Source organism: Pseudomonas sp. BP11-1-1 (genome assembly GCF_052112105.1).
Taxonomy (GTDB): domain Bacteria; phylum Pseudomonadota; class Gammaproteobacteria; order Pseudomonadales; family Pseudomonadaceae; genus Aquipseudomonas; species Aquipseudomonas alvandae.
In genome coordinates, this window is sequence record NZ_JAUTYU010000001.1 from 365,109 (window position 1) to 388,125 (window position 23,017).

Annotated in this window: 18 protein-coding genes; 2 read left to right on the forward strand and 16 right to left on the reverse strand. The window is 58.5% G+C overall.

Annotated elements, in window-relative coordinates; translation table 11 throughout:
• Positions 1 to 3 precede the first annotated feature (3 nt).
• Positions 4 to 1,623: an FMN-binding glutamate synthase family protein gene (locus Q7C33_RS01635; RefSeq protein WP_407682723.1), complete on the forward strand. Its 1,620-nt coding sequence runs from the start codon at positions 4 to 6 to the stop codon at positions 1,621 to 1,623.
• Between the two features lie 79 nt (positions 1,624 to 1,702).
• On the opposite strand, the gene Q7C33_RS01640 is transcribed toward Q7C33_RS01635, so the two are convergent.
• From Q7C33_RS01640 to Q7C33_RS01675, 8 genes are all read right to left on the reverse strand, one after another.
• Positions 1,703 to 3,121 (reverse strand): glycosyltransferase family 39 protein, encoded by a 1,419-nt coding sequence (locus Q7C33_RS01640; protein WP_407682724.1) that lies wholly within the window; start codon positions 3,119 to 3,121, stop codon positions 1,703 to 1,705.
• 38 nt (positions 3,122 to 3,159) lie between these two features.
• Complete coding sequence (locus Q7C33_RS01645; protein ID WP_407682725.1) at positions 3,160 to 4,101, reverse strand: lysylphosphatidylglycerol synthase transmembrane domain-containing protein; 942 nt, start codon at positions 4,099 to 4,101, stop codon at positions 3,160 to 3,162.
• Positions 4,098 to 4,838, reverse strand: a complete 741-nt coding sequence (locus Q7C33_RS01650) for an SDR family oxidoreductase (RefSeq protein ID WP_407682726.1) — start codon at positions 4,836 to 4,838, stop codon at positions 4,098 to 4,100. Before Q7C33_RS01650 ends, Q7C33_RS01645 begins: the two co-directional genes overlap by 4 nt.
• Complete coding sequence (locus Q7C33_RS01655; RefSeq protein ID WP_407682727.1) at positions 4,835 to 6,151, reverse strand: FAD-binding oxidoreductase; 1,317 nt, start codon at positions 6,149 to 6,151, stop codon at positions 4,835 to 4,837. Before Q7C33_RS01655 ends, Q7C33_RS01650 begins: the two co-directional genes overlap by 4 nt.
• A 55-nt stretch (positions 6,152 to 6,206) precedes the next feature.
• Positions 6,207 to 7,676, reverse strand: coding sequence for a UbiA family prenyltransferase (locus tag Q7C33_RS01660; protein ID WP_407682728.1), 1,470 nt, complete (start codon positions 7,674 to 7,676; stop codon positions 6,207 to 6,209).
• Entirely contained in the window at positions 7,673 to 8,038 is a 366-nt protein-coding gene (locus Q7C33_RS01665) for a GtrA family protein (protein WP_407682729.1), read from the reverse strand. The genes Q7C33_RS01660 and Q7C33_RS01665 overlap by 4 nt, the downstream gene beginning before the upstream one ends.
• Positions 8,039 to 8,423: 385 nt before the next feature.
• Positions 8,424 to 9,845 carry an amino acid permease gene (locus Q7C33_RS01670; protein ID WP_407682730.1) on the reverse strand — a complete coding sequence of 474 codons (1,422 nt, stop codon included), beginning with the start codon at positions 9,843 to 9,845 and terminating at the stop codon, positions 8,424 to 8,426.
• Between the two features lie 560 nt (positions 9,846 to 10,405).
• Positions 10,406 to 10,864 carry an REP-associated tyrosine transposase gene (locus tag Q7C33_RS01675; RefSeq protein WP_407682731.1) on the reverse strand — a complete coding sequence of 153 codons (459 nt, stop codon included), beginning with the start codon at positions 10,862 to 10,864 and terminating at the stop codon, positions 10,406 to 10,408.
• Positions 10,865 to 11,249: 385 nt separating this feature from the next.
• Between Q7C33_RS01675 and Q7C33_RS01680 the strand changes: the two genes are divergently transcribed.
• Entirely contained in the window at positions 11,250 to 14,357 is a 3,108-nt protein-coding gene (locus tag Q7C33_RS01680; RefSeq protein WP_407682732.1) for a transglycosylase domain-containing protein, read from the forward strand.
• Between the two features lie 19 nt (positions 14,358 to 14,376).
• On the opposite strand, the gene Q7C33_RS01685 is transcribed toward Q7C33_RS01680, so the two are convergent.
• The 8 genes from Q7C33_RS01685 to Q7C33_RS01720 form a co-directional block, all read right to left on the reverse strand.
• Entirely contained in the window at positions 14,377 to 14,868 is a 492-nt protein-coding gene (locus Q7C33_RS01685; protein WP_407682733.1) for a CS1 type fimbrial major subunit, read from the reverse strand.
• A gap of 134 nt (positions 14,869 to 15,002) precedes the next feature.
• Positions 15,003 to 15,494 (reverse strand): adhesin, encoded by a 492-nt coding sequence (locus Q7C33_RS01690; RefSeq protein ID WP_407682734.1) that lies wholly within the window; start codon positions 15,492 to 15,494, stop codon positions 15,003 to 15,005.
• A 41-nt stretch (positions 15,495 to 15,535) separates the two neighbouring features.
• Positions 15,536 to 16,018 (reverse strand): CS1 type fimbrial major subunit, encoded by a 483-nt coding sequence (locus Q7C33_RS01695; RefSeq protein WP_030138539.1) that lies wholly within the window; start codon positions 16,016 to 16,018, stop codon positions 15,536 to 15,538.
• 38 nt (positions 16,019 to 16,056) lie between these two features.
• Positions 16,057 to 16,800 (reverse strand): molecular chaperone, encoded by a 744-nt coding sequence (locus Q7C33_RS01700; protein WP_407682735.1) that lies wholly within the window; start codon positions 16,798 to 16,800, stop codon positions 16,057 to 16,059.
• 60 nt (positions 16,801 to 16,860) lie between these two features.
• The gene (locus tag Q7C33_RS01705; RefSeq protein ID WP_407682736.1) at positions 16,861 to 18,105 is read right to left on the reverse strand and encodes a hypothetical protein; all 1,245 of its coding nucleotides are present in this window, start codon (positions 18,103 to 18,105) and stop codon (positions 16,861 to 16,863) included.
• A 39-nt stretch (positions 18,106 to 18,144) separates the two neighbouring features.
• On the reverse strand, positions 18,145 to 19,392 hold the full coding sequence (locus Q7C33_RS01710; RefSeq protein WP_407682737.1) for a hypothetical protein: 1,248 nt from the start codon (positions 19,390 to 19,392) through the stop codon (positions 18,145 to 18,147).
• Positions 19,393 to 19,531: 139 nt separating this feature from the next.
• Complete coding sequence (locus Q7C33_RS01715; RefSeq protein ID WP_407682738.1) at positions 19,532 to 22,066, reverse strand: CS1-pili formation C-terminal domain-containing protein; 2,535 nt, start codon at positions 22,064 to 22,066, stop codon at positions 19,532 to 19,534.
• Between the two features lie 113 nt (positions 22,067 to 22,179).
• On the reverse strand, positions 22,180 to 22,671 hold the full coding sequence (locus tag Q7C33_RS01720) for a CS1 type fimbrial major subunit (protein WP_198796563.1): 492 nt from the start codon (positions 22,669 to 22,671) through the stop codon (positions 22,180 to 22,182).
• Between the last annotated feature and the right edge of the window lie 346 nt (positions 22,672 to 23,017).

The window sequence follows — 23,017 nt, forward strand, 5'->3', positions numbered from 1 at the left end:
CGCATGAGCCTATCGTTGCTGAGCCGCTACGCCTTCTTCGCCGGCTGCGTGATCTTCACCCTCGCCAGCCTGCCGTTCCTGCAACACGACTGGCTCTGGCCATTTGCGCTGGTGACCGGGCTGCTGAGCCTGCTGGGGCTGTTCGACCTGTTGCAAAGCCGCCACGCCGTGCGGCGCAACTACCCGATCCTGGGCAACATTCGCTATCTGGTCGAAGGCATTCGCCCAGAAATTCGCCAGTACCTGCTGGAATCCGACAGCGACGCCCTGCCCTTCTCCCGTGCCCAGCGCTCGCTGGTGTATTCCCGGGCCAAGAACGAAAGCGCCGACAAACCGTTCGGCACCTTGATCGACGTGTACCAGACCGGCTTCGAATTCATCGGTCACTCCATGCGCCCGGCGCCGCTGAGCGACCCCAGCGGCTTTCGCGTGACGGTCGGCGGCCCGCAATGCACCCAACCCTATTCAGCCTCGGTGTTCAACATCTCGGCGATGAGCTTCGGCTCCCTGAGCGCCAACGCGATCCGGGCGTTGAACCAGGGCGCCAAGCTTGGCAATTTCGCCCATGACACCGGCGAAGGCAGCATCAGCCCCTACCACCGCGAACACGGCGGCGACCTGACCTGGGAACTGGGCAGCGGCTACTTCGGCTGCCGCACATCCGACGGGCGCTTCGACCCCGAGCGCTTCGCCGTCCAAGCCCGGAACCCGCAGGTGCGGATGATCGAAATCAAGATGAGCCAGGGCGCCAAGCCCGGCCATGGCGGGATCCTGCCCAAGCACAAGGTCACCCGGGAAATCGCCGAGACCCGTGGCATTCTCATGGGCGAGGACTGTGTATCGCCGTCCCGCCACAGCGCGTTTTCCACGCCGATCGAACTGATGCAATTCGTCCAGCAATTGCGCGAACTGTCCGGTGGTAAACCGGTGGGCTTCAAGTTCTGCCTCGGGCATCCGTGGGAGTTCATGGGCATTGCCAAGGCCATGCTGGAAACCGGGATCCTGCCCGACTTCATCGTCGTCGATGGCAAGGAAGGCGGCACCGGCGCCGCGCCAGTGGAATTCACCGACCACATCGGCGTGCCGCTGCGCGAAGGCCTGCTGTTCGTGCACAACACCCTGGTGGGCCTGAACCTGCGGGACAAGATCAAGCTCGGCGCCAGTGGCAAGATCGTCAGCGCCTTCGACATCGCCAGCGTCCTGGCCATCGGCGCCGACTGGGCCAACGCCGCGCGCGGCTTCATGTTCGCCATCGGCTGCATCCAGTCGCAAAGCTGCCACACCAACAAATGCCCCACCGGCGTCGCCACCCAGGACACCCTGCGCCAACGCGCCCTGGTCGTCCCGGACAAGGCCCAGCGGGTCTATAACTTCCACCGCAACACCCTCAAGGCCCTCGCCGAAATGCTCGCCGCCGCCGGCCTCGATCACCCTTCGCAATTGCAGCCCAAGCATTTGGTGCGGCGCATGTCGGCGACCGAGGTGAAGTTGTTCTCTCAGTTGCATGTGTTCTTGAAGCCGGGGGAATTGCTGACGGGTGAAGTGAATGGGGCGTTTTATTCGCGGATGTGGCAGATGGCGCGGGCGGATAGTTTTGAGCCGTGGGAAATTGCGGTGGCGTAAACATATCATTTCTTTCCGATACGCAGGCTCTTGTGGCGAGGGAGCTTGCTCCCGCTGGGACGCGAAGCGAGGTTGTTAACTAGGGAAACGCTGTACTGGAAAGCTTACAGTCAGCCTCCCCTTTCACTCTGAACACCGAGAGAAAGTTATTCTCAAAACTAGTTCTTTCAACAAGTTCCACATTGAGGTGCTTCTGATAAGGCCAGAAGCGATCATCCAGCACATAGAAACAAGGCGTAATCGTATTCGCCATCAGCTTGGCCTCCAACACCTCGTAGGACTCTATATGAAGGGGCAAATGCAAAATTCGGACATAGTCGGAATAGATCTCTCCACCATATACTGGCCATCCAGCTTTGTTACTACTAATTTTCAGTAAAGGTGCCCGCAAGTCGTGGGGGATTTTTAGTTTACTGTAGTCCGGATCACTGAACAAATAAGCCACTGACATGACACAAACAAAGGTCAATAGCAGCCACCTTACAAAGTTATCCCGTACCAAGCTAAACCCGTAAGACACGAGCACAATCAAAGCAGGAGCAAAAACAATCGTATTCTTGAAGGATAATATTGGGGTCGCAAGCACGGATCGCACATAAGCAATTGAAAAGCCTAAAAAACACCATAACAGTACAACTTTTAAAGCGTCAGATTTGTCCTCCGCGCGTAATAAAGCACCCAACCCAAGAACGAGAAAAAAAAGACAAATAACAACTACGCTTGTATCGCCAAATTGCAATACAAATGCATTCACCACAAAATCTGTGGCTGGTTTCGGAATCCAAGTTCCTGTTCGGCCAAAGTTCTGCACTACGTGATATGTGAGCGGAAGGATAGATCCCAAGACAAACAAGCCAGCGACCGCCCCTGCCATGAACAACCTTTTATTAAATCCCGACCGGGCGCAAAAAATCACAAATAAAATAAAATGAGTCATTACTGGAAAAAAACCAAAATAGTGCGTATTTACCAGCATTGCAGCAATAGCAGCATAAATGAAAATTGACCCTGGATTTTTTCTTTCGACCATCTTGATAAACGCCAAAAAAGACCAGATAACTAGTAAAACCAACAAACTATAGGACCTGGCTTCTTTCGACTCTGCCACTAACATGAAATTAACTGCACTCAACAAGGCAGCGATCAGACCTGCATGCTCGTTGAACAGGCGCCGACCCAACATATAGATAGACGGAATAATCGCGACACCTAGAATAGCCGATAGAGCCCGACCTACATGCTCACCGAAACCAAACACCTTATGAACGAGCCACAAAAGAATCTGATAAAACGGGGGGTGCACATCATTTACAGTCAGATCGAACACTGCGCTTAAGCTATAACTCGGATCACTGACACTGACGCTGAATACTTCGTCGTACCACAGACTCCTTTCAAACAGATCATGACTTCGTAATCCTGCACCCAGCAGCACGATAAGAAGTAGCACTGCATGTTTATTCAGCAACGCCCCAGCTTTATTCGATATCACCGTCATTCACCTTTTTGAAAGAATCTATACAAAGGTCTACAGACTCATCCCCGTATAGAAATCAGCATGATCGCTCCCAACCCCACCGCTAGCCATAACGTCACCAATCGCAGCAAAACCGTCGCCGCTACCGCATCACCCAGCCCCGCACCACCGGACACCAGCAACCCCACCATCACAGCTTCCGCACTGCCCAACCCACCCGGCATGAAACTCACAGCACCAGCCAACATTGAAATGGCGTAAATAAACGCCGCGAACCCCGGCGCAACCCCAAGCCCCATGTCCTGCAAGATCCAATAAAACGCCAACGCTTCGAGACTCCACGCTGCGATCCCCAAGGCCGACGCGCCGAGCAAGCGATACGGCGTGTGGCAGCGCCGGGACTGACGCAAGACATCGACAGCACCGCGCAGCATCCGGAAAAACCATCCTTGTCGGGCGCCGATGCGCTGCGCGATAGCGGCAACGAATGGCTCATACACAATCAGCACCACGCCACAAACCAGCAGCACCAGGCAGATGACAACCGGCCACAGCCAATCGCGATGCCCGCTCAACCCAATCAAGGCCAGCAGCGCCATGGCCAACAGATCTGAAAGCCGTTCACTGAACAAAGCGGCAAAACTGTCTGCGTAAGGAACGCCCCATCGCCTGAGCAAAACACCGCGCAACGCTTCGCCGGCCTTGCCCGGCGTAGTCGTCAGGGCGAATCCCGCCAGGTAGATCTTCAGGCTTGGCCACCAGGGCAGCCGATGCTGCAATGCGTGCAGGTACATCTGCCAACGCAGGAAGCGCAGGCCATAACCGAGCAAGACCAATGCGACGACCTGTATCGCGCCGCCCCACCCCACCCGGCTGATCGCATCGCCCACCGCCAACCATCCGCTCCACAGGGAGGCGCCAAGGTAGGCCAAGGCCGAGCAGACCACCGAACCGATCAGCAGCCGATAACGCCAGCCCGATAACAGCAGGGCCTGGCTCATAGGTTCAATCGCTTGAACAGAGGTTGGGGCAGCGCACGGATGAGAAACATGATCCAGGACCAGAACCTGGGCACATAAAGCACCGCCACCTTGCGCTCGATGCCCGCGACAATTCGACGGGCAACAGCCTCCGGTTGCGCCACCAGCAATGCCGGCAGCGACAACCCTTGGGTCATCGGCGTATCGACAAAACCGGGCTTGATGGTGATGACATGTACACCCACCTTGAACAACCGTGCACGCAAGCCTTCGCAAAAAGTGGATACGGCCGCCTTGGCCGAGCCATACACATAATTGGAGGGACGTCCCCGATCTCCCGCGACGGAGGATATGACGGCCAGCGTGCCGCTGCGCTGGGCCGCCAGCTGAGTTGCCAACAGCGTCATCAATGCGATTACGGTGCTGGCGTTATTGGCGAACTCAGCCATCGCCAGCTCGACGTCCCGCTCACATGCGGGTTGATCGGGCAGCGTGCCGTAGGCGATCAGGCAAATGTCCACGGTTTGCAACGCTCCCAAGCAGCGCTGCAGCATGTCGCGGTACAGGGCGGTGTCGTTGGCATCCATGACATATGGCACCGCCGCCCTTGCGCCATGAGCAAGCAAGTCCGCGCAAGTCTGCTGCAATTTTTGCGCATCCCTGGCCACAAGGAAAAACTCGCACCCGTCATTGGCCCAGAGCTTGGCGCAAGCATTGGCGATGGCTGAAGTAGCGCCCACGATCAGTATTTTTTTCATCGGGTGACTCGCTGCCAGAAACGGGACATCAGCACCGGGTCACGCATCGCTTCCAATTGCTCCCAGGCAGGATAGGCGCGCTGAAAATCGCGGGCGCTCATGTGGGCATCCTTGGCCGGATACAACCGACCACCGGCCTCATGAACAATGGCATCCAGACGCGGCAGCAAGGCATCGCTCAGGACGCAGTTCTGAGGGAAATCCAAGGCCAGCGAGGTTCCGGTCATCGGAAAGGACAGCAACCCCGGAGAAGCGACCTCGCCACAACGCTTGAGTACCGCCAGAAATGAACCCATGCCGCTGCGGGAAATGACCCTTAGCAACTGGGCCAGTGCGTCCTCGGCTACCGATTGCGGTATTACGCACTGAAACTGTTGGAACCCCTTTCGCCCGTAGATCCGATTCCAGTGCTCGATGCCGTCCAGCGGATAAAAGAAGGGACTGTAGGCAATGGTCTGGGCTTTACGACTCGCCGGTTGCAGATGCCAATAGCTGCGGTTGAACATACCCACCATGAATGGGTTGACCAAGGACACCGGTGGCCGGACAGGGATGTTCATGGCGCGGGTGGCCGGGGCTTCGAGCGGCCCGTGTTCGCTGTGATCACCAACGGTAATGACCCCGCGCCCCAAGCCAGCCCCCTTAGCCAGGCAATCGATCCAGGCCACGCTGTATTCGTGAGAAGCATCGAGTTCTGTCGACAAGGCAAAGAACTCGCTCAATCGACCAAATCGCACCCGAGTCGTATCGATCCGGCTGGATCGGATCTTGCGCAGGCGAATGCTCACCCAACTGATAACTCCCGTCAGGCCCAAACCGCCGAGGGTGGCAGCAAACCACTGGGGATTTTCCGTTGGCGAACACACCATTGGAGATTGCCCGGACCGGTGTAGGCCAAAGCACAGAACCGAGTGGGCAAACGTCCCGCGGCGGTGGTGATTCTTGCCATGGACATCGTTGGCCACCGCCCCGCCCAGGGTCACGTGACGGGTTCCCGGAGTCACTTGTAGAAACCACCCACGAGGAACCGAAAGCTCAAGCACCTCGCCCAGGGTAACGCCAGCCTCGGCACAGATTTCTCCCGTTAGCCAATCGGCCTCGATGAAACGGTTCAAGGCACGCAGGTGCAACACGTGGCCACTTTCGGCCAGGCAACTGTCACCGTAGCTGCGGCCATTGCCGAACGGCAACGTCGAGCCATGCTCATCGGCCACTCGCCGCATTTGGTCGTCCAGATCATTGCGCCAGGCACACGGGTGAGCCACTTGCGGCTCAGCGGGATATTGCCCCCATGAAGTCAGGGAAATGCTCATTTCTGATACTGCGCCGACAATTTGGTGAAACTGGCTTCGGCTTCACGACAGTTGCTCATGCGGCGCTCCAGAAAACGAAGAAAAACAGTGCACCGACGACCAGGCTCAAGGGGTCCTTAAGCGCAAACACCACCGGATCGTCCTTCATCAACCCGCGATGCGTAAGGATCCAGACCCGGGTGACCCAGAACAGCAGCAAGGGGCAGGCAAGCCAGATGATTTGAGGATGGTCGTAAAGGACGACAGTCGCGCTGTCGCGGATGTACAGCGCCAGTACCATGACCGCCAGATAGCCTGAGGCCGCGCCCAGCGATGACAGCATGGCCATGTCGGCGGGGTAGTAATCACGGCCGCTGGCTTTATCAGCCCCCCCGCTGCGCGATACCACAAGCAGTTCCGTGTAACGTTTGACCAGCGCAAGGCTCAGGAAAATAAACATGGAAAACGCGAGCATCCAGGCCGTCAGTTCCAAATCGAATGCCGCGCCACCCGCGATGATTCGTAACGTGTAGAGCAGCGCCAACGTAATCACATCCAATGTCATGACCCGCTTTAACTTAAGCGAATAGGCCAACGTCAAGACGTAGTAGAACGCCAACACCAAGACGAATTGCGAAGGAAGCCACAACCAGGCGCCTCCTAACGATGCGATCAACAGCAAAGGACAAATCATCAGGCCAGACTTGATCGACAAGTGTCCGCTGGCAAAAGGTCTGGCACGTTTGGTCGGATGCCTGCGATCGTCTTCCAGATCCAGCAAGTCATTCAGCACATAGACGCCGGATGCACATAACCCGAAAAACAGAAATGCCAGCAGGCCATGCCAGAACAACAGCGGATTGACGATCTGATGCGCCGCCAGCAAAGGCACGAAAATCAGCGCATTCTTGACCCATTGATGTAGGCGCAACGCCTTGCGCCACTCGCCAAGCCCCGTAGCATCCGAGAGGATCGGTTGCACAACGTTGTCCAGACTTTTGATCGCGAGCAGGACGGACGCTGAAGGGCTGACAACATATGCGTGTCGGGCAGCACGCCAGATCTTCAAGTCTTCCAGGGAGTTGCCGACGTAATCGAAACCTCGCTCACCGAATAGCTCAATCAGTAAATCACGCTTGTGATGACCGGACAGATTGCATTCCAACCGGGTCGCCAATATGTCGTCGAACAGTTGCAAATGCTCGCCGATCCGCCGCGCCAAAGAATGATAGCTGGCGGTGGCCAGCACGATCTGACGTCCCTGGCCACGTCGCTCCTCGATCATGGCTAAAACGTCAGGGTTGTAAGGCAACAGGCTGACATCGATATAGGTTGACTGGGCCAGTTGCTTCTTCAGATAGGCCTTGCCGTGGATGAGCCAACCAAGCAGCGTCAAACATCTCCACGGTTGGCTACGGACAAAAGCCATTGCGCACTCAAAAAGTGCATCGGACTTGAGGAGCGTTCCGTCCAGATCGACCACGAAAGGAATTGAAGCCTCAGGCCTTTTAATGGTCGGCTGCAACGCTTGCTGTGAAGCGGTCATACCCGATGATGACCATAAAGCAACTTAAGACGGTAAAAGCTGTACCCCAACAGCAGGCTCAACAAGAAGTACAAAGCTACCGTCACCCATCCAGGTGACCCCAGGCCGTCGCCAATCAAACCGATTCCATAGCTTGCGACGCCTATCACGCAATTGAGCGGCAAATAGCCGCGCCATGACTCCCCGGGCTCGAAGATGAAAAGCGCATTCACATAAAACGAAAACGCCGCAGCGACGCAAAACGCGGCAAAGTTACTGGTCGCCTGGGCCAGTCCGACGGCGCCATACAAAAGGAAAAAAACCTGGCCATGGATCAGTCCATTGACCAGTGCGATAACCATCAACGCAGAAAAACCGTTCATTGTGCAGCCTTGCCATTTGCCAGTTGGCGGGCTTCCACGCTAGGCCCCGGTCGTGGAGCGGTCTACTGTCAGATCTTACAGGTCGGGCACCGAATCCGACGGACGGTCACGCCCCGTATCTACGAAAAAGCCCCAGTCATCTGACCGCAATGCCGTTCACTTAAGAAAAATGATGACCCTGTGGCGAGGGAGCTTGCTCCCGCTCGGCTGCGAAGCAGTCGTAAACCGGCGGGTGCGGTGTGTCTGATACGCCGCACTTGGCAGGTTTTGGGGCCGCTTCGCGGCCCAGCGGGAGCAAGCTCCCTCGCCACGGGTTTGCCGATTGCCTTAAGTAAACAGCATTGCAGTCATCTGACCGGGGCTTTATTTCACATCGCGATTTATCTTACGAAACCGAACGCACCGAGCCCTGCACATCCCCGGTCGGCTGCAACTTGAAGGTGTAGAACAACACCGTCAGCAGCACCAGAAATGCCGGGCCGATATACAGCGCCACGCGGGTGTCGGGGAAGTACGCCATCAGCCCTACCACCAGCACCAGGAACGCCAGCGCCAGGTAGGAACTGATCGGGTAAAGCCACATCCGATACTTCAACGCCGCACGCTCGGAAGCGCTCAGGCCTTTGCGGAATTTGAGCTGGGCCAGCAGGATCATCACCCAGGTCCAGATCGCGCCGAAGGTGGCGATGGAAGTCACCCAGACAAAGACTTTTTCCGGCACCAGGTAGTTGAGCAGCACGCCCAGCAGCAAGGCGGCGATGGACAGCAGCAGCGCGCGGCGTGGCACGCCGTTGCTGGAGGTCTTGGCGAAGCCGGCCGGGGCCTGGCCGTTCTGCGCCAGGCTGTAGAGCATGCGGCCGGTGCTGAAGATCCCGCCGTTGCAGGACGACAGCGCGGCGGTAATCACCACGAAGTTGATGATGCCGGCGGCGGTCTTGATGCCCAGGCGCTCGAAGGTCATCACGAACGGGCTGCCCTGGGTGCCGATTTCGTTCCACGGGTAGATCGACAGGATCACGAACAACGCGCCGACGTAGAACAGCAGGATCCGCCAGAACACCGAGCCGATGGCGTTGGGGATGGTTTTCTGCGGGTTGCGCGCTTCACCGGCGGTCAGGCCGATCATCTCCACGCCCAGGTAGGCGAACATGACCATTTGCAAGGACATCAACACGCCGGAGACGCCGTTGGGCATGAAACCGCCATGGGTCCACAGGTTGGAGATGCCCAGGGCCTCGCCGTCGTTGCCGAACCCGAAGGCGATGATGCCGACGCCGCCGATGACCATGGCGATGATAGTGACGATCTTGATCAGGGCGAACCAGAATTCGAATTCGCCAAAGGCCTTCACCGCGATCAGGTTGATCGAGCCCATGCTGACCAGTGCGGCCAAGGCCCAGATCCAACGGGGTACATCGGGGAACCAGATGCCCATGTACACCGCCACGGCGGTGATTTCCGCGACGCAGGTCACCAGCCACAGGAACCAATAGTTCCAGCCGGTCAGGAAGCCTGCCAGTGGGCCGAGGTAATCCTGGGCGTAGCGACTGAACGAACCGGCCACGGGGTTGTGTACCGCCATCTCACCGAGGGCGCGCATGATCACCAGGATCGCCAGGCCACCAATGATGTAGGACAGCATGATCGCCGGGCCGGCCATTTCGATGGCCTTGGCCGAACCGAGGAACAGCCCGACACCGATGCAGGCGCCGAGCGCCATCAAGCGGATATGCCGCTCGCCGAGCTCACGTTTGAGCGGACCACCCTGCGCGGTCTCGCCATGGGGCAGATGATTGCCGACTGGCATAGGGATACAACCTCGTCTTGTTATTGGATTGACCACCGAGTCTCCAAAGCCGCGGGCGGGTGGGCCTGCAAGCCTTGCCGAAACCGGGCCTGCCTTGTGGGCAGGCCGTCCTGTGGGACAACAACCTCAGGATCAGCGGGTCGTGCAGTATAAAAAGCCGGGAACAGAAAGTTTCACTGTAAAAGCAGGTTAATTCAGGGAATGCCTCAGCCGATGATGGCTTTATCAAGAGGGATTATCTGAACCAAGGGCCTTTAAGAAGCGGCGCCGAGTATTGCACAGTGATGGTGCAGCGTCATGTTCTGGCATGGGGTGATGGCTCTGGTTCAAGGCTTTCAGACCATCGTGACTAGGGGATCTAATTGTGATTAAGGGATCTGATTGTGGCGAGGGGATTCATCCCCGCTGGACTGCGAAGCAGTCCTAAAGCCTGACAGCTCGGTGGATCAGATAGATTGAGGTGACTGTTTGGAAGGGCTGCTGCGCAGCCCAGCGGGGATAAATCCCCTCGCCACGGATGAATGTTTCGCCACCGGGGCTCATTGCTAAACCCAAGTGGCTCATAGCCACGCAGCGTCCCACAGCGGATAGTCGCCAATGCGACTCACCAGTCCCGCGCGAAGCGGATTGGCAACGACGTAGCGCGCGAAGTGCCGCACATCCTCATCATCTCGAATCGCGCGGTCATGAAAGCCGCTTTGCCAAAGTGGACCAGACAGTCCGATCTTTTTATTGACGCTATGGGTGCATCGAGCTTTGGTAACGCCTACGACGTGACTGAGATGACCATCAATAATCTGCAGCAACCAGTGGAAATGATCCGGCATCACCACCCAAGCCAAAGAATTCACCTGACCGGAATCATGAGCACGTTTGAATTCAGCGACCAATAGCCGTCCGATCTTCCAATCTGAAAAAACCGGTCGCCGCTGATGAACGACAGCAGTCACCAGATACGCTCGTTCTGGCTCCGAATAACGACCTCGACGCAAGCGATGGGAATTTGGGCGTGGATGCATTCCTTGCTTCCTTTGAATGGGCTTGAACGCAGCGTAGCCACGCCGATGTGATGTCAACGCCGCAAACGTCGAGTGAAATTTCCGAAACTCGCGTAATCCCTTTGATGAGAGGGATTTATCTGTGGCGAGGGGATTCAGCGAAACGTCGCACCGCCCCGCTGGGCTGAGAAGCAGTCCTAAAGCCTGACAGCTCGGTGGATCAGACAGATTGAGGTGACTGTTTGGGGGGCTGCTGCGCAGCCCAGCGGGGATAAATCCCCTCGCCACAGGAACCTCACCCCTCGCCGGTCTCACTTTGATGTCCACAATTTCCCCTCCCCCCACGCCAACCACCGTCTAAGCTTCAAGCAAGTCCGATCAATCTGCGTGAATGGATCAGTCGACTATGGGCGCTTTGTGGCAAACCGATTCGAATAAACCTGTGGTCCCGACTGAACGTATGGAAGAAGCGCCTTTACCCAAAAAAACTCGCCGCGCCCGGCATGGCTGGCGGGCGTTCTGGTTGTTGTTGCTGATCATCGTGGTGGTGGTCGGCCTGGCCGTGGCCAAGGAGATGCGCACCTCCCGGTTCCAGGCCCAGGAGGTCAGCAAGTACGCCGCATCCTTGACCTATTCGGTGCAACCGGGTCCGAGCGATGCCATCGTCTATCCCGGGGCCGGCCCGTTCGATCAGCGGTTGGGGTATAGCTCGCTGGGAGAATTCCTGCCGCGGCTGCTCAAGCGTGATTATGTGGTCGAGGCCCAGGCCCGGTTTTCACCGGCCTTGATGGACTACGTCCACAAGGGCTTGTTCGTGCCCTACGCGGAAAAGATCCAGGCGGGGCTGACCCTCACCGATTGCCGCGCCGCGCCGGTGTATCAGTTCAAGTACCCGCAGCAGCTGTATGCGAGCTTTGACGCCATCCCGCCGGTGGTGGTGCAAAGCCTGTTGTTCATCGAGAACCGCTTTCTGCTCGACCCCAAGCAGCCACTGGCCAACCCGGCGGTAGACTGGCCGCGCTTCGGCATGGCGGCTTGGTCGCAGGTGGCCAAGCTGTTGAGCCTGCCGGGACAGTCGGCCGGCGGTAGCACGCTGGCTACACAGCTTGAGAAATACCGGCACTCCCCCGAAGGCCTGACCGTGTCGGGCGCGGAGAAGATCCGCCAGATGATTTCCGCCAGCGTGCGCGCTTACCAGGCCGGCCCGCAAACCCTTGAGGCGCGCCAGCGGATCGTCCGCGACTACCTCAACAGCGTCCCCCTCTCGGCCGTGCCGGGGCATGGCGAAGTCCACGGCATGGCGGAAGGTTTGAGGGTCTGGTATGGCGCGGATTTCAAACGGGCCAATGAACGTTTGTTCAGCACCGCCACCGATCCCAAGAGCCTGGCGGAAAAGGGCCTGGCCCTGCGGGAAATGCTGTCGTTGATGATCGCCCAGCGGCGGCCGTCCCATTACCTTTCCAAGGGCCATGACGAACTCGCGCGCCTGACCGACAGCCACATCCGCTTGTTGGCGCAGAACGGTGTGATCGACGCCGCACTGTCCGAGGCCGCGCTGGCGAGCAAGGTTTCCTACCGCGACTGGGTCCAGGACCCGACCGTCCAGCCCAACGAAACAAACAAGGGCATCAGCGCCGCCCGCAGTCGCCTCGCGGCGCTGCTCAACCGTCCGCTGTACGACCTCGATCGCCTCGACCTCTCCGCCACCAGCACCTTGCAGAGCGACTTGCAGGCCCAGGCCACCGAGTACCTCAAGCGCTTGGCCGACCCGGCCTTCGCGACCGAGATCGGCCTGATGGGAGAACGCCTGCTGACCCCGACCAGCACCACGCAGGTGCGCTACAGCTTCACCCTGCTGGAACTGACCCCGGATGGCTCCCGCGTGCGCGTTCAAACCGACAGCACCGACCAGCCTTTCGACATCAACGAAGGCAGCAAGCTGGAGCTGGGCTCCACCGCCAAGTTGCGCGTGCTGACCACCTACCTGCAAATCATTGCTGAACTGCACGAGCGTTATGCCCAGCAGGCCCCGGCGGCGTTGAAGAAAACCGAGATCGCCGAGCAGGATCGCCTGTCGCGCTGGGCGGTGGACTACTTGATTGAAAACACCGACCGCAGCCTGCCGAAGATGCTCGAAGCCGCGCTGGATCGCACCTATTCGGCCAGCCCCGGCGAGGCATTTTTTACCGGCGGCGGGTTGCACACCTTCCATAACTTCCGCAAGGAAGACGACGGCCGCCTGCCGACGCTGCGCGACGCCCTGCGCGAATCCATCAACCTGCCGTTCATCCGCCTGATGCGCGACCTGGTGCGCTACGCCACCTATGCCGGCCCCAACAACAGTTCCGAGCTGCTCAAGGACGACAAGGACCCGCGCCGCCAGGAATACCTGGCCCAGTTCGCCGATCGCGAGGGCACGTCGTTCCTGCTCAGGTTCTGGAAGAAATATCAGAAGAAGGACACCGGCCAGCGCCTGGAAACCTTCCTCGACGGCATGCGTCCCACCGCAATTCGCCTGGCCGCCGTGCACCGCTATTTCTTTCCCAACGACAGCCAGGAGAGCTTCAATCGCTTCGTGCGTGCGCACTTGAAGACGGCCAAAAGCGCGGAAAAACTCACCGACGAACGCCTGGAACGGCTCTACCAAAGCTATGGCCCCGGCGCCTATGACCTGCCGGACCAGGGCTTCATCGCCAAGGTCCACCCGCTGGACCTGTGGTTGATGGGTTACCTGTTGAACAACCCCGACGCCAAGTTCAGCCAGATCGTCAAGGCCAGCCAGTTCGAGCGCCAGGAAGTCTATAGCTGGTTGTTCAAGAGCCGGCACAAGAGCGCCCGCGACAGTCGCATCCGCACCATGCTGGAGATCGAAGCCTTCCTGGATATTCACCAGCGCTGGCAGCAAGTCGGCTACCCGTTCGATCACCTCGTGCCTTCGCTGGCCACCGCCATCGGCAGCTCCGGCGACCGCCCGGCCGCGTTGGCGGAACTGGTGGGAACGATCCTCAATGACGGCGTGCGTCGCCCCGCCCTACGCGTCGACAGCTTGCAGTTTGCAGTGGACACACCCTATGAAACGCGACTGGTCAGCAACCCGGAAAACGGCAAGCGGGTGATGCCGGCGGAAGTGACCCGGGCCCTGCGCGGCGCGCTGTCCCAAGTGGTCGACGCCGGCACCGCGAAACGCGTGGCGGGTAGTTTCAAGCTCGCCGATGGCACGCCGCTGGCGATGGGCGGCAAGACCGGCACCGGTGACAACCGCATCGAAGCTATCGGTGCCGGCGGCCGAATCCTCAGTTCCAAGTCGATCAACCGCACGGCGACGTTCGTGTTCTACATCGGTGACAGCCATTTCGGCACCCTCACCGCCTACGTCCCGGGGGCCTCGGCACAGAACTTCAAATTCACCTCAGCCTTGCCGGTGCAGGTGCTCAAGGGTATGGCACCGTTTCTCACGCCGTACTTGCAACCGGGGACTCATACCCAATGCAAGCCGTTGGTGGCGGGACAATAACCTGCACCGGGACCTTGGATTACAGGGTTACACGAGGCACCGCATCGAAGACGACAGTGAAGTTCCCGGTGTACAGGCCAGGATCACGAGGAATGGGCCAATGATTGGCATGGATGAACATCTCCACCTGGGTCCCTGGCGTGGATGTGGCGTCATCGACTACTTCTCGAGGCATCTCGTCCAACAAGACGTCGTTGAACCAGACACGCAGCGGTATGAGGACGACACCATTGGATAAAATAGAGCGCCCATCAAGGTAGGCATGGACCGAGCCGTCGGTATTCTTTACATCAAAGGTCTGGCGTATGGAACTCAACTCGTAGCTGACAGGGTTGTAATTCATGTACTCGTCTTTACCAAAATCCGGATTGCGTGGCTGCACATGAAACTGCTTGTTCGGAATATTGGCAGTGACATGAATGGAAGAGCGTGCATCATTGGCAGCGAATACCCACGAAGCACTCAAGGCCGCGATAGCCAGGGCAGTCACTGACACCATCTTTTTAAACATACTTGACACCTTTCCTAGTAAAAAAACCTGTGGCGAGGGAGTTTGTTCCCTCGCCGAAGGGTTGTGTGCTGAAGCTCAATTGGCGCCCTACGAAGCACGGTGGCGGGCAATGAATCACGCCGTAGCGCGGTGGGTTAAAGGCTGATCCGCGGGACCGCGTCGAAGATCACGGTGAAATTGGCGTTGAATTGCCCTGACAGCCTCGGCGATACCGGGAACGGCGCTAAGACAACCAGCTCGGCCTGCGTACCCGGCGTAGACGTGGCGTCATCCACCACCTCTCGCGGCGTGTCGCCCAACTGAACGTTGTTGAACGTGACGGCAAGGACGATCGAATGGGTGCCGTTGCTCAGCCAGACTGCGCCATCGGTGTACGCATGCACCGAACCGTCGGTGTTCTTCACATCGAAGGTCTCGCGCAGCCAGGTCAATTTCCTGCTCACTGGATCCATGTGCATGACCTCGTTCTTGCCGAAATCAGGATTACGCGGCTGCACATGAAACTGCTTGTTCGGAATGTTCGCACTGATGTGGATGGCTGAACGCGCATCGTCAGCCGCCCCGGCCAGTAAAGGGCTCAGGGCTGCAGCCCCCAGCGCGACGGCAGATATTATTGTTTTGTACATGTCGTTACCTGTTGATGGTTGATAGAAACAAAGACCAAGCCTTAAGGCGCAACGGCATCGAACACCATGTGTACCGTGCCGTAGTAATCGCCGGGCTTGTAGTCGTCATCGGGCCGGATGGCGGCGATTTCCAACGGCACCTGGCGTCCTGGCCGGGCCTCGCTGGCCGATACCACCTGGGCCGAATCCAAGGTCAATTCGACGCCGTTGAACCTCACCCGCAGATCGATACGTTCTCGACCGTTGGACAGGTACGCCTCCTCCCCGAGGCGGGCGTCGATGGAACCGTTGGTATTTTTCACCTCGTAGGTCGCGCGCAGCGGACTGAGGTCATTGATGATCGTGTTGAAGGGCAAGCGCTGTTCGCGCTGGACCAATTGCGGGTCGAGCGGCAACACAAAGAACTCGACCGTGGGGATGGTCACGTAGAGTTCGAAGGTTTCCCGCTCGACCGCGCCCCAGGCCGGAGCCCAGGGCAAGGTCAGCGCGGCGACGGCGAGAGGGCATGCCAGTGTCTTGAACATAGTGGATACCTGTGGCGTCAGGGACGGTACGGCGACCGTCAACCCTTGATCGTGATGGGTTTGCTCTGGCTGCCTTCGATCAATGTGAAGCGGTACTCGCGCCCCGCCTCCTTGTCGAACGAGAACGTGCGGCCGGCCATGACGTGGTGCTTGGTGGTCGGTCGGCAGTCGTTTTCCTTCTTCGCCACGCAATCCTTGAACTCATCGATCACCAGCACGCTGTTGCCGTTGTTGCGCATCACGTAGCGGCTGGCGCTGTCATCGATCACCGTCTCGAAACGGGTGTTCTTGGGCCGAACGAAGAACACCGTGCCGTAGCCCGCCAGCACCTTGACCCCGGCTGTCACGCGTTCCTTTTTATAGGCCTCGCGTTCCTCCTCGCTGACGGCGAACTCGTCTTCCGCTTCAGGCACCACCGGCACGAAGCGCACCCGGAAATAACGCTCCTTGTCGCGGTTACCCAGGAACAGCAATCGCGTACCCTGCATGCCGTTGGCCGGCACGATCAGCCGGGCCGGGCTGGCCATCAAGCCATCCTTGGCCAGCCCGCCAGCCTGGCTCTGCACCGGTTCCTCGCGGTAGCTGCCGTCCTCGTTATAGAGAATTTCCAGGACATTGACCTTGATGAATGCCGTGGACGTTCCGCCATTGAACACCCGCTTCATGTAAGTGCTTTTATCACCGTCAAGGTAGTCGTAGACCACCCCGACACCGATTTGCGGCCCGGCCTGGACCACGCCGCAAAACAGGTACAAACCCACCCATGCCAATACGTGTTTCATTGTTTTCTCAACCTCATGCTTTAAGCGCAACTCACTGGATACCGCCGGCGATCAGGCCGCTCAAACTTCCGAATCCCAGATCACCGTGATGTTGCCGGAATAGACTTTGGCGCCGCCGTCGAGCATTTCTTCGATGCTTTGCCGAGTCACTTCGAAATGCAGGCTTGCAGGCCTGCGATCCACATAGACACTGGGCTGGATCAGCTCCGTGCCACTGCCATCTCGCAACAGGCGACGCTGGTTGATGGGTTGTCCGCCAAAATCGGTCAGCCCCTCAGGCAGCGTCACCCTGACTTCCACCGGTACGGAATGGCCCGAGCCGGCTTCGCCGATCGCGCACGTATTACCACTGATGTATTGGCAATCGAGCGCCATCTTGAAGCGTGACGATGTGGAGATATGGAAGCGTTGATCGCGCGCCAGCCGGCTCGGTTTGCTGCCGCCATTCAGCCAGGCTTGCCAGCCCCCATCGGGCACCAGCTCCACCCGGTTTCCGCCGGGAGGCACCTCGACCTTGAAGGTATGCTCGACATCGAGCCTGAAATTGAGCGTGATGGCCGAATCGCTGGGCAGCATGACGTCGCCCATGTCCAGCTCCCGCCCTGGTCCAACGCCGATGGTCAGATCCCCGGTGTACTGCCCCGCCGACATTCTCATCGGGTTCGGCATGCGCAGCTCATAGGCAAAGTCCACGTAGGGATACGCCATGCTGGGGATCACAAAGTTGGCCTTTTTTGCGCACTCGGTTTCCGACGGGGTCCGCCAGAAAAACTCGTAATGGTTGTCGCCGAAACGACTGAACCCGCTGGAGTTGCACGGTGAAGGCGCCTGGCCCCAGTTGTCGTTCCACAGCATCGTATGCGCAGTACCCGCTTCCACCCCGCCACCGACCAGTTCGATCACGCTGCCAGGGACTTGATAGCGAGCACCAATGCCGACCCACCGCACCTGGACGATTTCGGTCTCGCCCGTACCGGAATGAACGATCTGCGCCGTGCGCCAGTTGGCAGGTACTTGAAACATGGCCCCTTGTCGAACGTCGGCGTGCCCGGCCTGGATAGGCCTGATGGAATTCACACTCAGGGGCAGCCGGATGCTGAACATTTTCCATGCCCGGCATTGCGACGGAGCTTCGGCGCAATAACCACTCATTGGCGTGGTGTTGAGAAACCCGGTTTCCTGAGGCTTCGACGGGTCTGGCCTGAACACAGCGCTGATGTCCTGGGTCAAGGCGTTGGCCATGGGCATGGCCGCAAACAAAACCGTTGAAACCACACAGTTCGCGACTACCGGTGTTCCTTTCATGGGTATGACCTCATATTCAAATCCGTTGAATAGGTGTTTTTAAACTTCTGAATCCCAGATCACCGTGATGTTTCCGGTGTAGGCTTTGGCGCCGCTGTCCAGCATCTCTTCGACGCTGCCGCGGCCCACTTCAAAGTGCAGGGTGCCCGACCGGCGATCGACATAAAGCCCCGGCTGGAACAGTTCGGTACCGCTGCCGTCACGCAGTAACCGTCGACGGTTGACCGGCTGCCCGGCGCCGTCAGTCAAGCCGTCGGGCAGGGTGACGCTGACATCCACCGGCACGGCATGACCGGTGCCGGTTTCGGAAATTGCGCAGGTATTGCCGCTGACGTATTGGCATTCGAGTTCCATCTTGAAACGCGAGGACGCCGAGATATGGAAGCGCTGGTCGCGAAACAATCGTGTTGGCTTGCGACCGCTGTTCAGCCAGGATTGCCAGCCTTCCTGGGGTACCAACTCCACGCGGTTGCCGCCGGGGGGGACTTCGACCTTGAGGGTGTGCTCGACGTTGAGTTTGAAGTTGAGCGTCAGTGTTGAATCATCCGGGAGCATGACGTCGCCCATGTCGAAGTCTTGCCCTGGCCCAACCCTATAAGTCAGCGATCCGGTGTATTGGCCTGATGACATTTTCAACGGGTTGGGCGTGCGCAGTTCGTAAGCGAAATCCAGATAGTTGTAAGACATGGTGGGGATCAGGTAACGGGCTCTCTTGACACATTCGCCCTCTACCGGCGTTTTCCAGAAAAACATATAGCGCGTGCTGTTGTACGATCCGACGCCGCTGTACCTGCAAGGTGATGAGGCGTTCACCCAGTCACTGCCCACCCACAACTTCTGATGAGCGGTCAGCACACCTACGCCCCCACCGACTAAATCAACGACACTTCCAGGAAATTGATATTGCGATCCCATACCTGTGATACGTATTTCAATGTCCTCAACTTCTCCGGTCCTTGAATGCGTCACCTGTGCCCTGCGCCAATCGGCAGGTACCTTGAACATCGCACCTTGTCGAATACTTTCATGGTCCGCCTGGATTGGACCGGCCGAGTTGAAAATAAGGGGCAAGCGAATGCTGAACATTTTGGATGTGCTGCACTGCGCGGGATACTGTTCGCAGTAACCACTCACCGGTGTGGTATTGAGAAACGTATTCTCCTGGGGCTTGGAAGGGTCAGGCCTGAATATGGCGGTAATGTCCCGCTCCAAGGCATTGGCCACAGGCACACACGCAAACAGCAACACCGAGACCACGCTGCGCACTGCAACCGATAAGGGTTTCATTTATACAACCTCATACTTGAAGACAAATCACTGCGAGAAAATCAGAAACCCCGTGGCGAGGGAGCTTGCTCCCTCACGGGTTCTCCCAGCCACGGTTTCATCGTTTTTCCCGGGTGAACGGCATTACCAATAAGGTGCTTCATGAACGCTGCTTCACCCCACCAGCCTCGGCGACTGCCGTATCGGCCAAGGTGTCCGGCGTGCAACGCAAGTCCCCGATCATCAACACATCGCCTTCGCGGTTGGCAGTCTCCGGGTCGAGGCGGAACCGGCAGAACAATTCGTTTGCGTGGCGCACTTCCAGGGTCGGCGAGCCGGCATTCATTTCCATGGAAAAGAATCCGTCCGCCTCGCTGATGCCGCGGCTGGCATGGTTGATCACGTGGTGGCCTCGAAGCGGTTGGCCCTGCCCATCCACCAGGCGTCCGAGCACGGTCACCGTCCTCATCACGCTGATCTTGCGGTAGTCCACCCCGCCCTTGTTCAGGTGATAGCGGGTGCGCGAAGGTTGGATATTCGCCGCCGGCGGGTGCACGCCTTCGAAGTCGAAGGTCACCTGGCTGTTCTTGTAGGCAGTGATGGGCACGAAGTTGCGACCGGGGCGTAACGTGGTGCTGCCGCCGGTCAAGTCGTCGGCGCGCAGGACAACATCATCCACGTCGGCTTCGACGTCGACGATCATGCCCGCGCCGCGTCCATGAGGCGTAGCGGTAACGGCCGCTTTGCTGCCACCCACCGCCACCGTGCTGCTCAGGTTCAGGCCGCCGGTGAGGTTATCGTTATAGGACGAGCGCTGGACGAAGCCATCGCCGAAAAGCGAATCGGTTTCGAAACTGGCAATACTGGACAGGCCCACGCCATAGGTGTCGGCCAACACCGTGCCGGAAACGCTTTGCAGCACATGGTCTTCCAGGCTGCGGCGATACGAGAGCGAGGCATTATTGTCTCGCGCGCCATCGCGGGAGGTGCGGGTCCCGATGCTGCCCGACCAGTATTCCCCCGGCCCGCCCAAGGCCACGCTGACGCTCAGGTCCACGCCCCGATTGCGCTTGTCCCCCGTGCTGGTGGTGCCAGGGCGATCGAATACCGACACCCGCCAGTTGGCATCGCTGCCGCGCAGTTGGCCACGCTGGGTCCAGCCCAGGTCCAACCCTGTGCCCTGGATGTTGCCTTCGCTGTAGGCCAGTCGCCCATTGATGGAGGTCTTGTTGCTCAAGCGATGGTTGACCGACAGCGAGGAGTTGCTGGTGTGGCCGACATACACTTGGCGCTGGCGAATACGCGTGCCGTCCTGCAACGTTTCGTATGTGTTGCGGGTGTCCAGCCAACTGCGGTTGTGACTGGCCACCACGCTGCCGTTGAGGTAGCTGTACAAACCTTGCAGATCCATGCCGGTGCCATACTGCTGGGTTTGATAGACGTTGGCGTAGAGGCTGGTGTTGCTCGCCAGCGTCCAATCCACCGAGGTGCCCACTTGCAGCTTGTCCTGCACCTGGCGCGTGGAGGCTCCCAGGATGACCCGCGGGTGCAGCAGGTAATTCAAGCCGACCCCGGCTGTCGTGAAGCCGGAAGGCTGGTCTTCCCAGTTGCTCCAGAGCCGGGTTTCGCGGCCGGCAAACAGGTTGTAGCGCCAGCGGTCTTCGGTGCTGCTCCAGTTGTTGGGCTTGTAGACCAGCTCCTGGCTGGTGGCGCTGGTTTGCCCGTCCTCGACCAAGCGGACTTCCACTTCATAAATGCCGCCGGGCAAGGGCCGGGTGTCCAGGCTCTGCAAGCCGGCGCTGACCGCCTGCGTATTGATCAACAGGCCGTTGCGATAAATCTCCACCGAAGCCTGTCGGCTCGCGGTGACGTAGATGGGGTAGACGCTGGGCCGGGGATTATCGATGACCAGGCTGTCGGAGCTGCCATACATCACGCCCACGGCAGTGTCCGGGTTGGCACCGAACGAACGGATCTGTCGATTCAGGCCATCGGAGCTGGGCGTGAAATAACCCAGGCGAAAAAAAGTACCTTCCAGTTCTCGTTGGGTATAGAGCTCGTGGACGGCGTGGTAGATCTTGTCGTCCGGTCCGCCGAGACGCGAGAGTTGAAGGTCGAGCGATTGACTCCAGTTGCCCAGGCTGGAACTTGCATTCAGGCCATAGCGCCCGCCGGTGTCCTGCTCTTGGCCACCATTGATATTGAGCTGGTTGTTGAAGATCAGACCCAGGCTGCCACCTTCTGGCTGATCGTGGTAACGCTTGGTTTCAGTGCCGCGTTCCACATCCCGAGTCAGGATCGTCACCAACGAATTCTCGAGGCTGTAATGCATGGCGAGCAGCCCTGATGAACAATTGGCTTCGCATGCGCCCAGCGACTGTCCTTGCTTGAGCAGTTGTTCCCATTTCTCACGTTCGAGGTTGCTGATCGGACTGTCTTGCGTGTCGGTGAATTCGAGCAACGTAATACGATCGTCCCGGGTCAATACCACCATGGCTTCGCCAAGGTACTGTTGATTGAGTTCAACACGAACCGCCAGTGGCACATCGAAGAAGTGGGATTCAAACTCCGCCGGCAGTCCCTTGGCCTGGGACAACAGGCTTTTGGGCGTTGTACCGGGGGCAGTCGGCGCGGCCGAGGCGTTCGCGCACAACAACAGCGCGAGCGCACCCGCGATGGGTGTCATCGGAAACATCAACGGATTCTCTAATCAGCGAGCGTTCAAGGCGTTTCAGGTACAGGCCGACCGGCTGGGGAGTGCCGGCCGGCCTGCGAATGCCCGTGCAAATCAACGGGCATCGGATGGCATCACGGCGTAGCGCGAGGCACCGCGTCGAAGATGACGGTCATGTCGGCGGTGTACAGGCCGTTCTGGGTATCGAGAGGCCGGGCCGCGACGATGGTCATGTCGGCCTGGGTACCTGGGGTGGAGGTGGCATCGTCCACCACTTCCTGAGGCAGGGCGCTCAGGGTGACGCCGTTGAAGGCGGTGGTCAGGGCAATGGAGTTACTGCCGTTGTACAGCGCAGCAGGGCCGCCTTCGATATAGGCATGGACCGAACCTTCGGTGTTTTTCACGTCGTAGGTCTGGCGCAACGAAGTCAAGGTGCCGCTGACCGTGTTGTAGCTCATGGTCTCATCCTTACCGAAGTCCGGATTGCGAGGCTGCACATGAAACTGCTGGGTCGGGATGTTGGCAGTGATGTGGATGGAAGAGCGCGCGTCGTCGGCGGCGAATGCCAGCGAAGAAGTCAGGGCGGCAGCTGCCAGGGAAGCACCGGTTACGAGTTGTTTGAGCATGTTGTTCATACCTGTTCTTTTGCAATAGATAGAAGAGTTGAAGTTGCCGCCAGACAATCATTCTGGCTGCACTTCCAACGCCGGGCATGATCAACGCTATTGAAACAAAAAAAAGCAGGCAGATTCCTATATGCACGTAGTAAATCCGGCATACGCGTGCGAGAAAAAGAATCGGATTCTGTTAAAAACAGATTTTGGATGTCAGAAAGAACTTACAACGCCAGCAATAAAGCGGGCTTGATGATGTCAAGAAAAAAAGCCCGGAAAAATCAAACTCGGCCTCTATATCGCAATCAGGTAAGGTCTTGCCTCACTGTAAATAACGAACGGCAAGTTAGATATATCT

Bases quoted from the DNA above. Each gene is read 5' to 3' on its own strand.
- Q7C33_RS01660 (WP_407682728.1), bottom strand. From the start codon at position 7,676: ATGACCGCTTCACAGCAAGCGTTGCAGCCGACCATTAAAAGGCCTGAG.
- Q7C33_RS01635 (WP_407682723.1), top strand. From the start codon at position 4: ATGAGCCTATCGTTGCTGAGCCGCTACGCCTTCTTCGCCGGCTGCGTG.
- Q7C33_RS01645 (WP_407682725.1), bottom strand. From the start codon at position 4,101: ATGAGCCAGGCCCTGCTGTTATCGGGCTGGCGTTATCGGCTGCTGATC.
- Q7C33_RS01650 (WP_407682726.1), bottom strand. From the start codon at position 4,838: ATGAAAAAAATACTGATCGTGGGCGCTACTTCAGCCATCGCCAATGCT.
- Q7C33_RS01670 (WP_407682730.1), bottom strand. From the start codon at position 9,845: ATGCCAGTCGGCAATCATCTGCCCCATGGCGAGACCGCGCAGGGTGGT.
- Q7C33_RS01700 (WP_407682735.1), bottom strand. From the start codon at position 16,800: ATGAAACACGTATTGGCATGGGTGGGTTTGTACCTGTTTTGCGGCGTG.
- Q7C33_RS01685 (WP_407682733.1), bottom strand. From the start codon at position 14,868: ATGTTTAAAAAGATGGTGTCAGTGACTGCCCTGGCTATCGCGGCCTTG.
- Q7C33_RS01680 (WP_407682732.1), top strand. From the start codon at position 11,250: ATGGGCGCTTTGTGGCAAACCGATTCGAATAAACCTGTGGTCCCGACT.
- Q7C33_RS01720 (WP_198796563.1), bottom strand. From the start codon at position 22,671: ATGCTCAAACAACTCGTAACCGGTGCTTCCCTGGCAGCTGCCGCCCTG.
- Q7C33_RS01710 (WP_407682737.1), bottom strand. From the start codon at position 19,392: ATGAAACCCTTATCGGTTGCAGTGCGCAGCGTGGTCTCGGTGTTGCTG.
- Q7C33_RS01655 (WP_407682727.1), bottom strand. From the start codon at position 6,151: ATGAGCATTTCCCTGACTTCATGGGGGCAATATCCCGCTGAGCCGCAA.
- Q7C33_RS01695 (WP_030138539.1), bottom strand. From the start codon at position 16,018: ATGTTCAAGACACTGGCATGCCCTCTCGCCGTCGCCGCGCTGACCTTG.
- Q7C33_RS01675 (WP_407682731.1), bottom strand. From the start codon at position 10,864: ATGCATCCACGCCCAAATTCCCATCGCTTGCGTCGAGGTCGTTATTCG.
- Q7C33_RS01690 (WP_407682734.1), bottom strand. From the start codon at position 15,494: ATGTACAAAACAATAATATCTGCCGTCGCGCTGGGGGCTGCAGCCCTG.
- Q7C33_RS01640 (WP_407682724.1), bottom strand. From the start codon at position 3,121: ATGACGGTGATATCGAATAAAGCTGGGGCGTTGCTGAATAAACATGCA.
- Q7C33_RS01665 (WP_407682729.1), bottom strand. From the start codon at position 8,038: ATGAACGGTTTTTCTGCGTTGATGGTTATCGCACTGGTCAATGGACTG.
- Q7C33_RS01705 (WP_407682736.1), bottom strand. From the start codon at position 18,105: ATGAAAGGAACACCGGTAGTCGCGAACTGTGTGGTTTCAACGGTTTTG.
- Q7C33_RS01715 (WP_407682738.1), bottom strand. From the start codon at position 22,066: ATGTTTCCGATGACACCCATCGCGGGTGCGCTCGCGCTGTTGTTGTGC.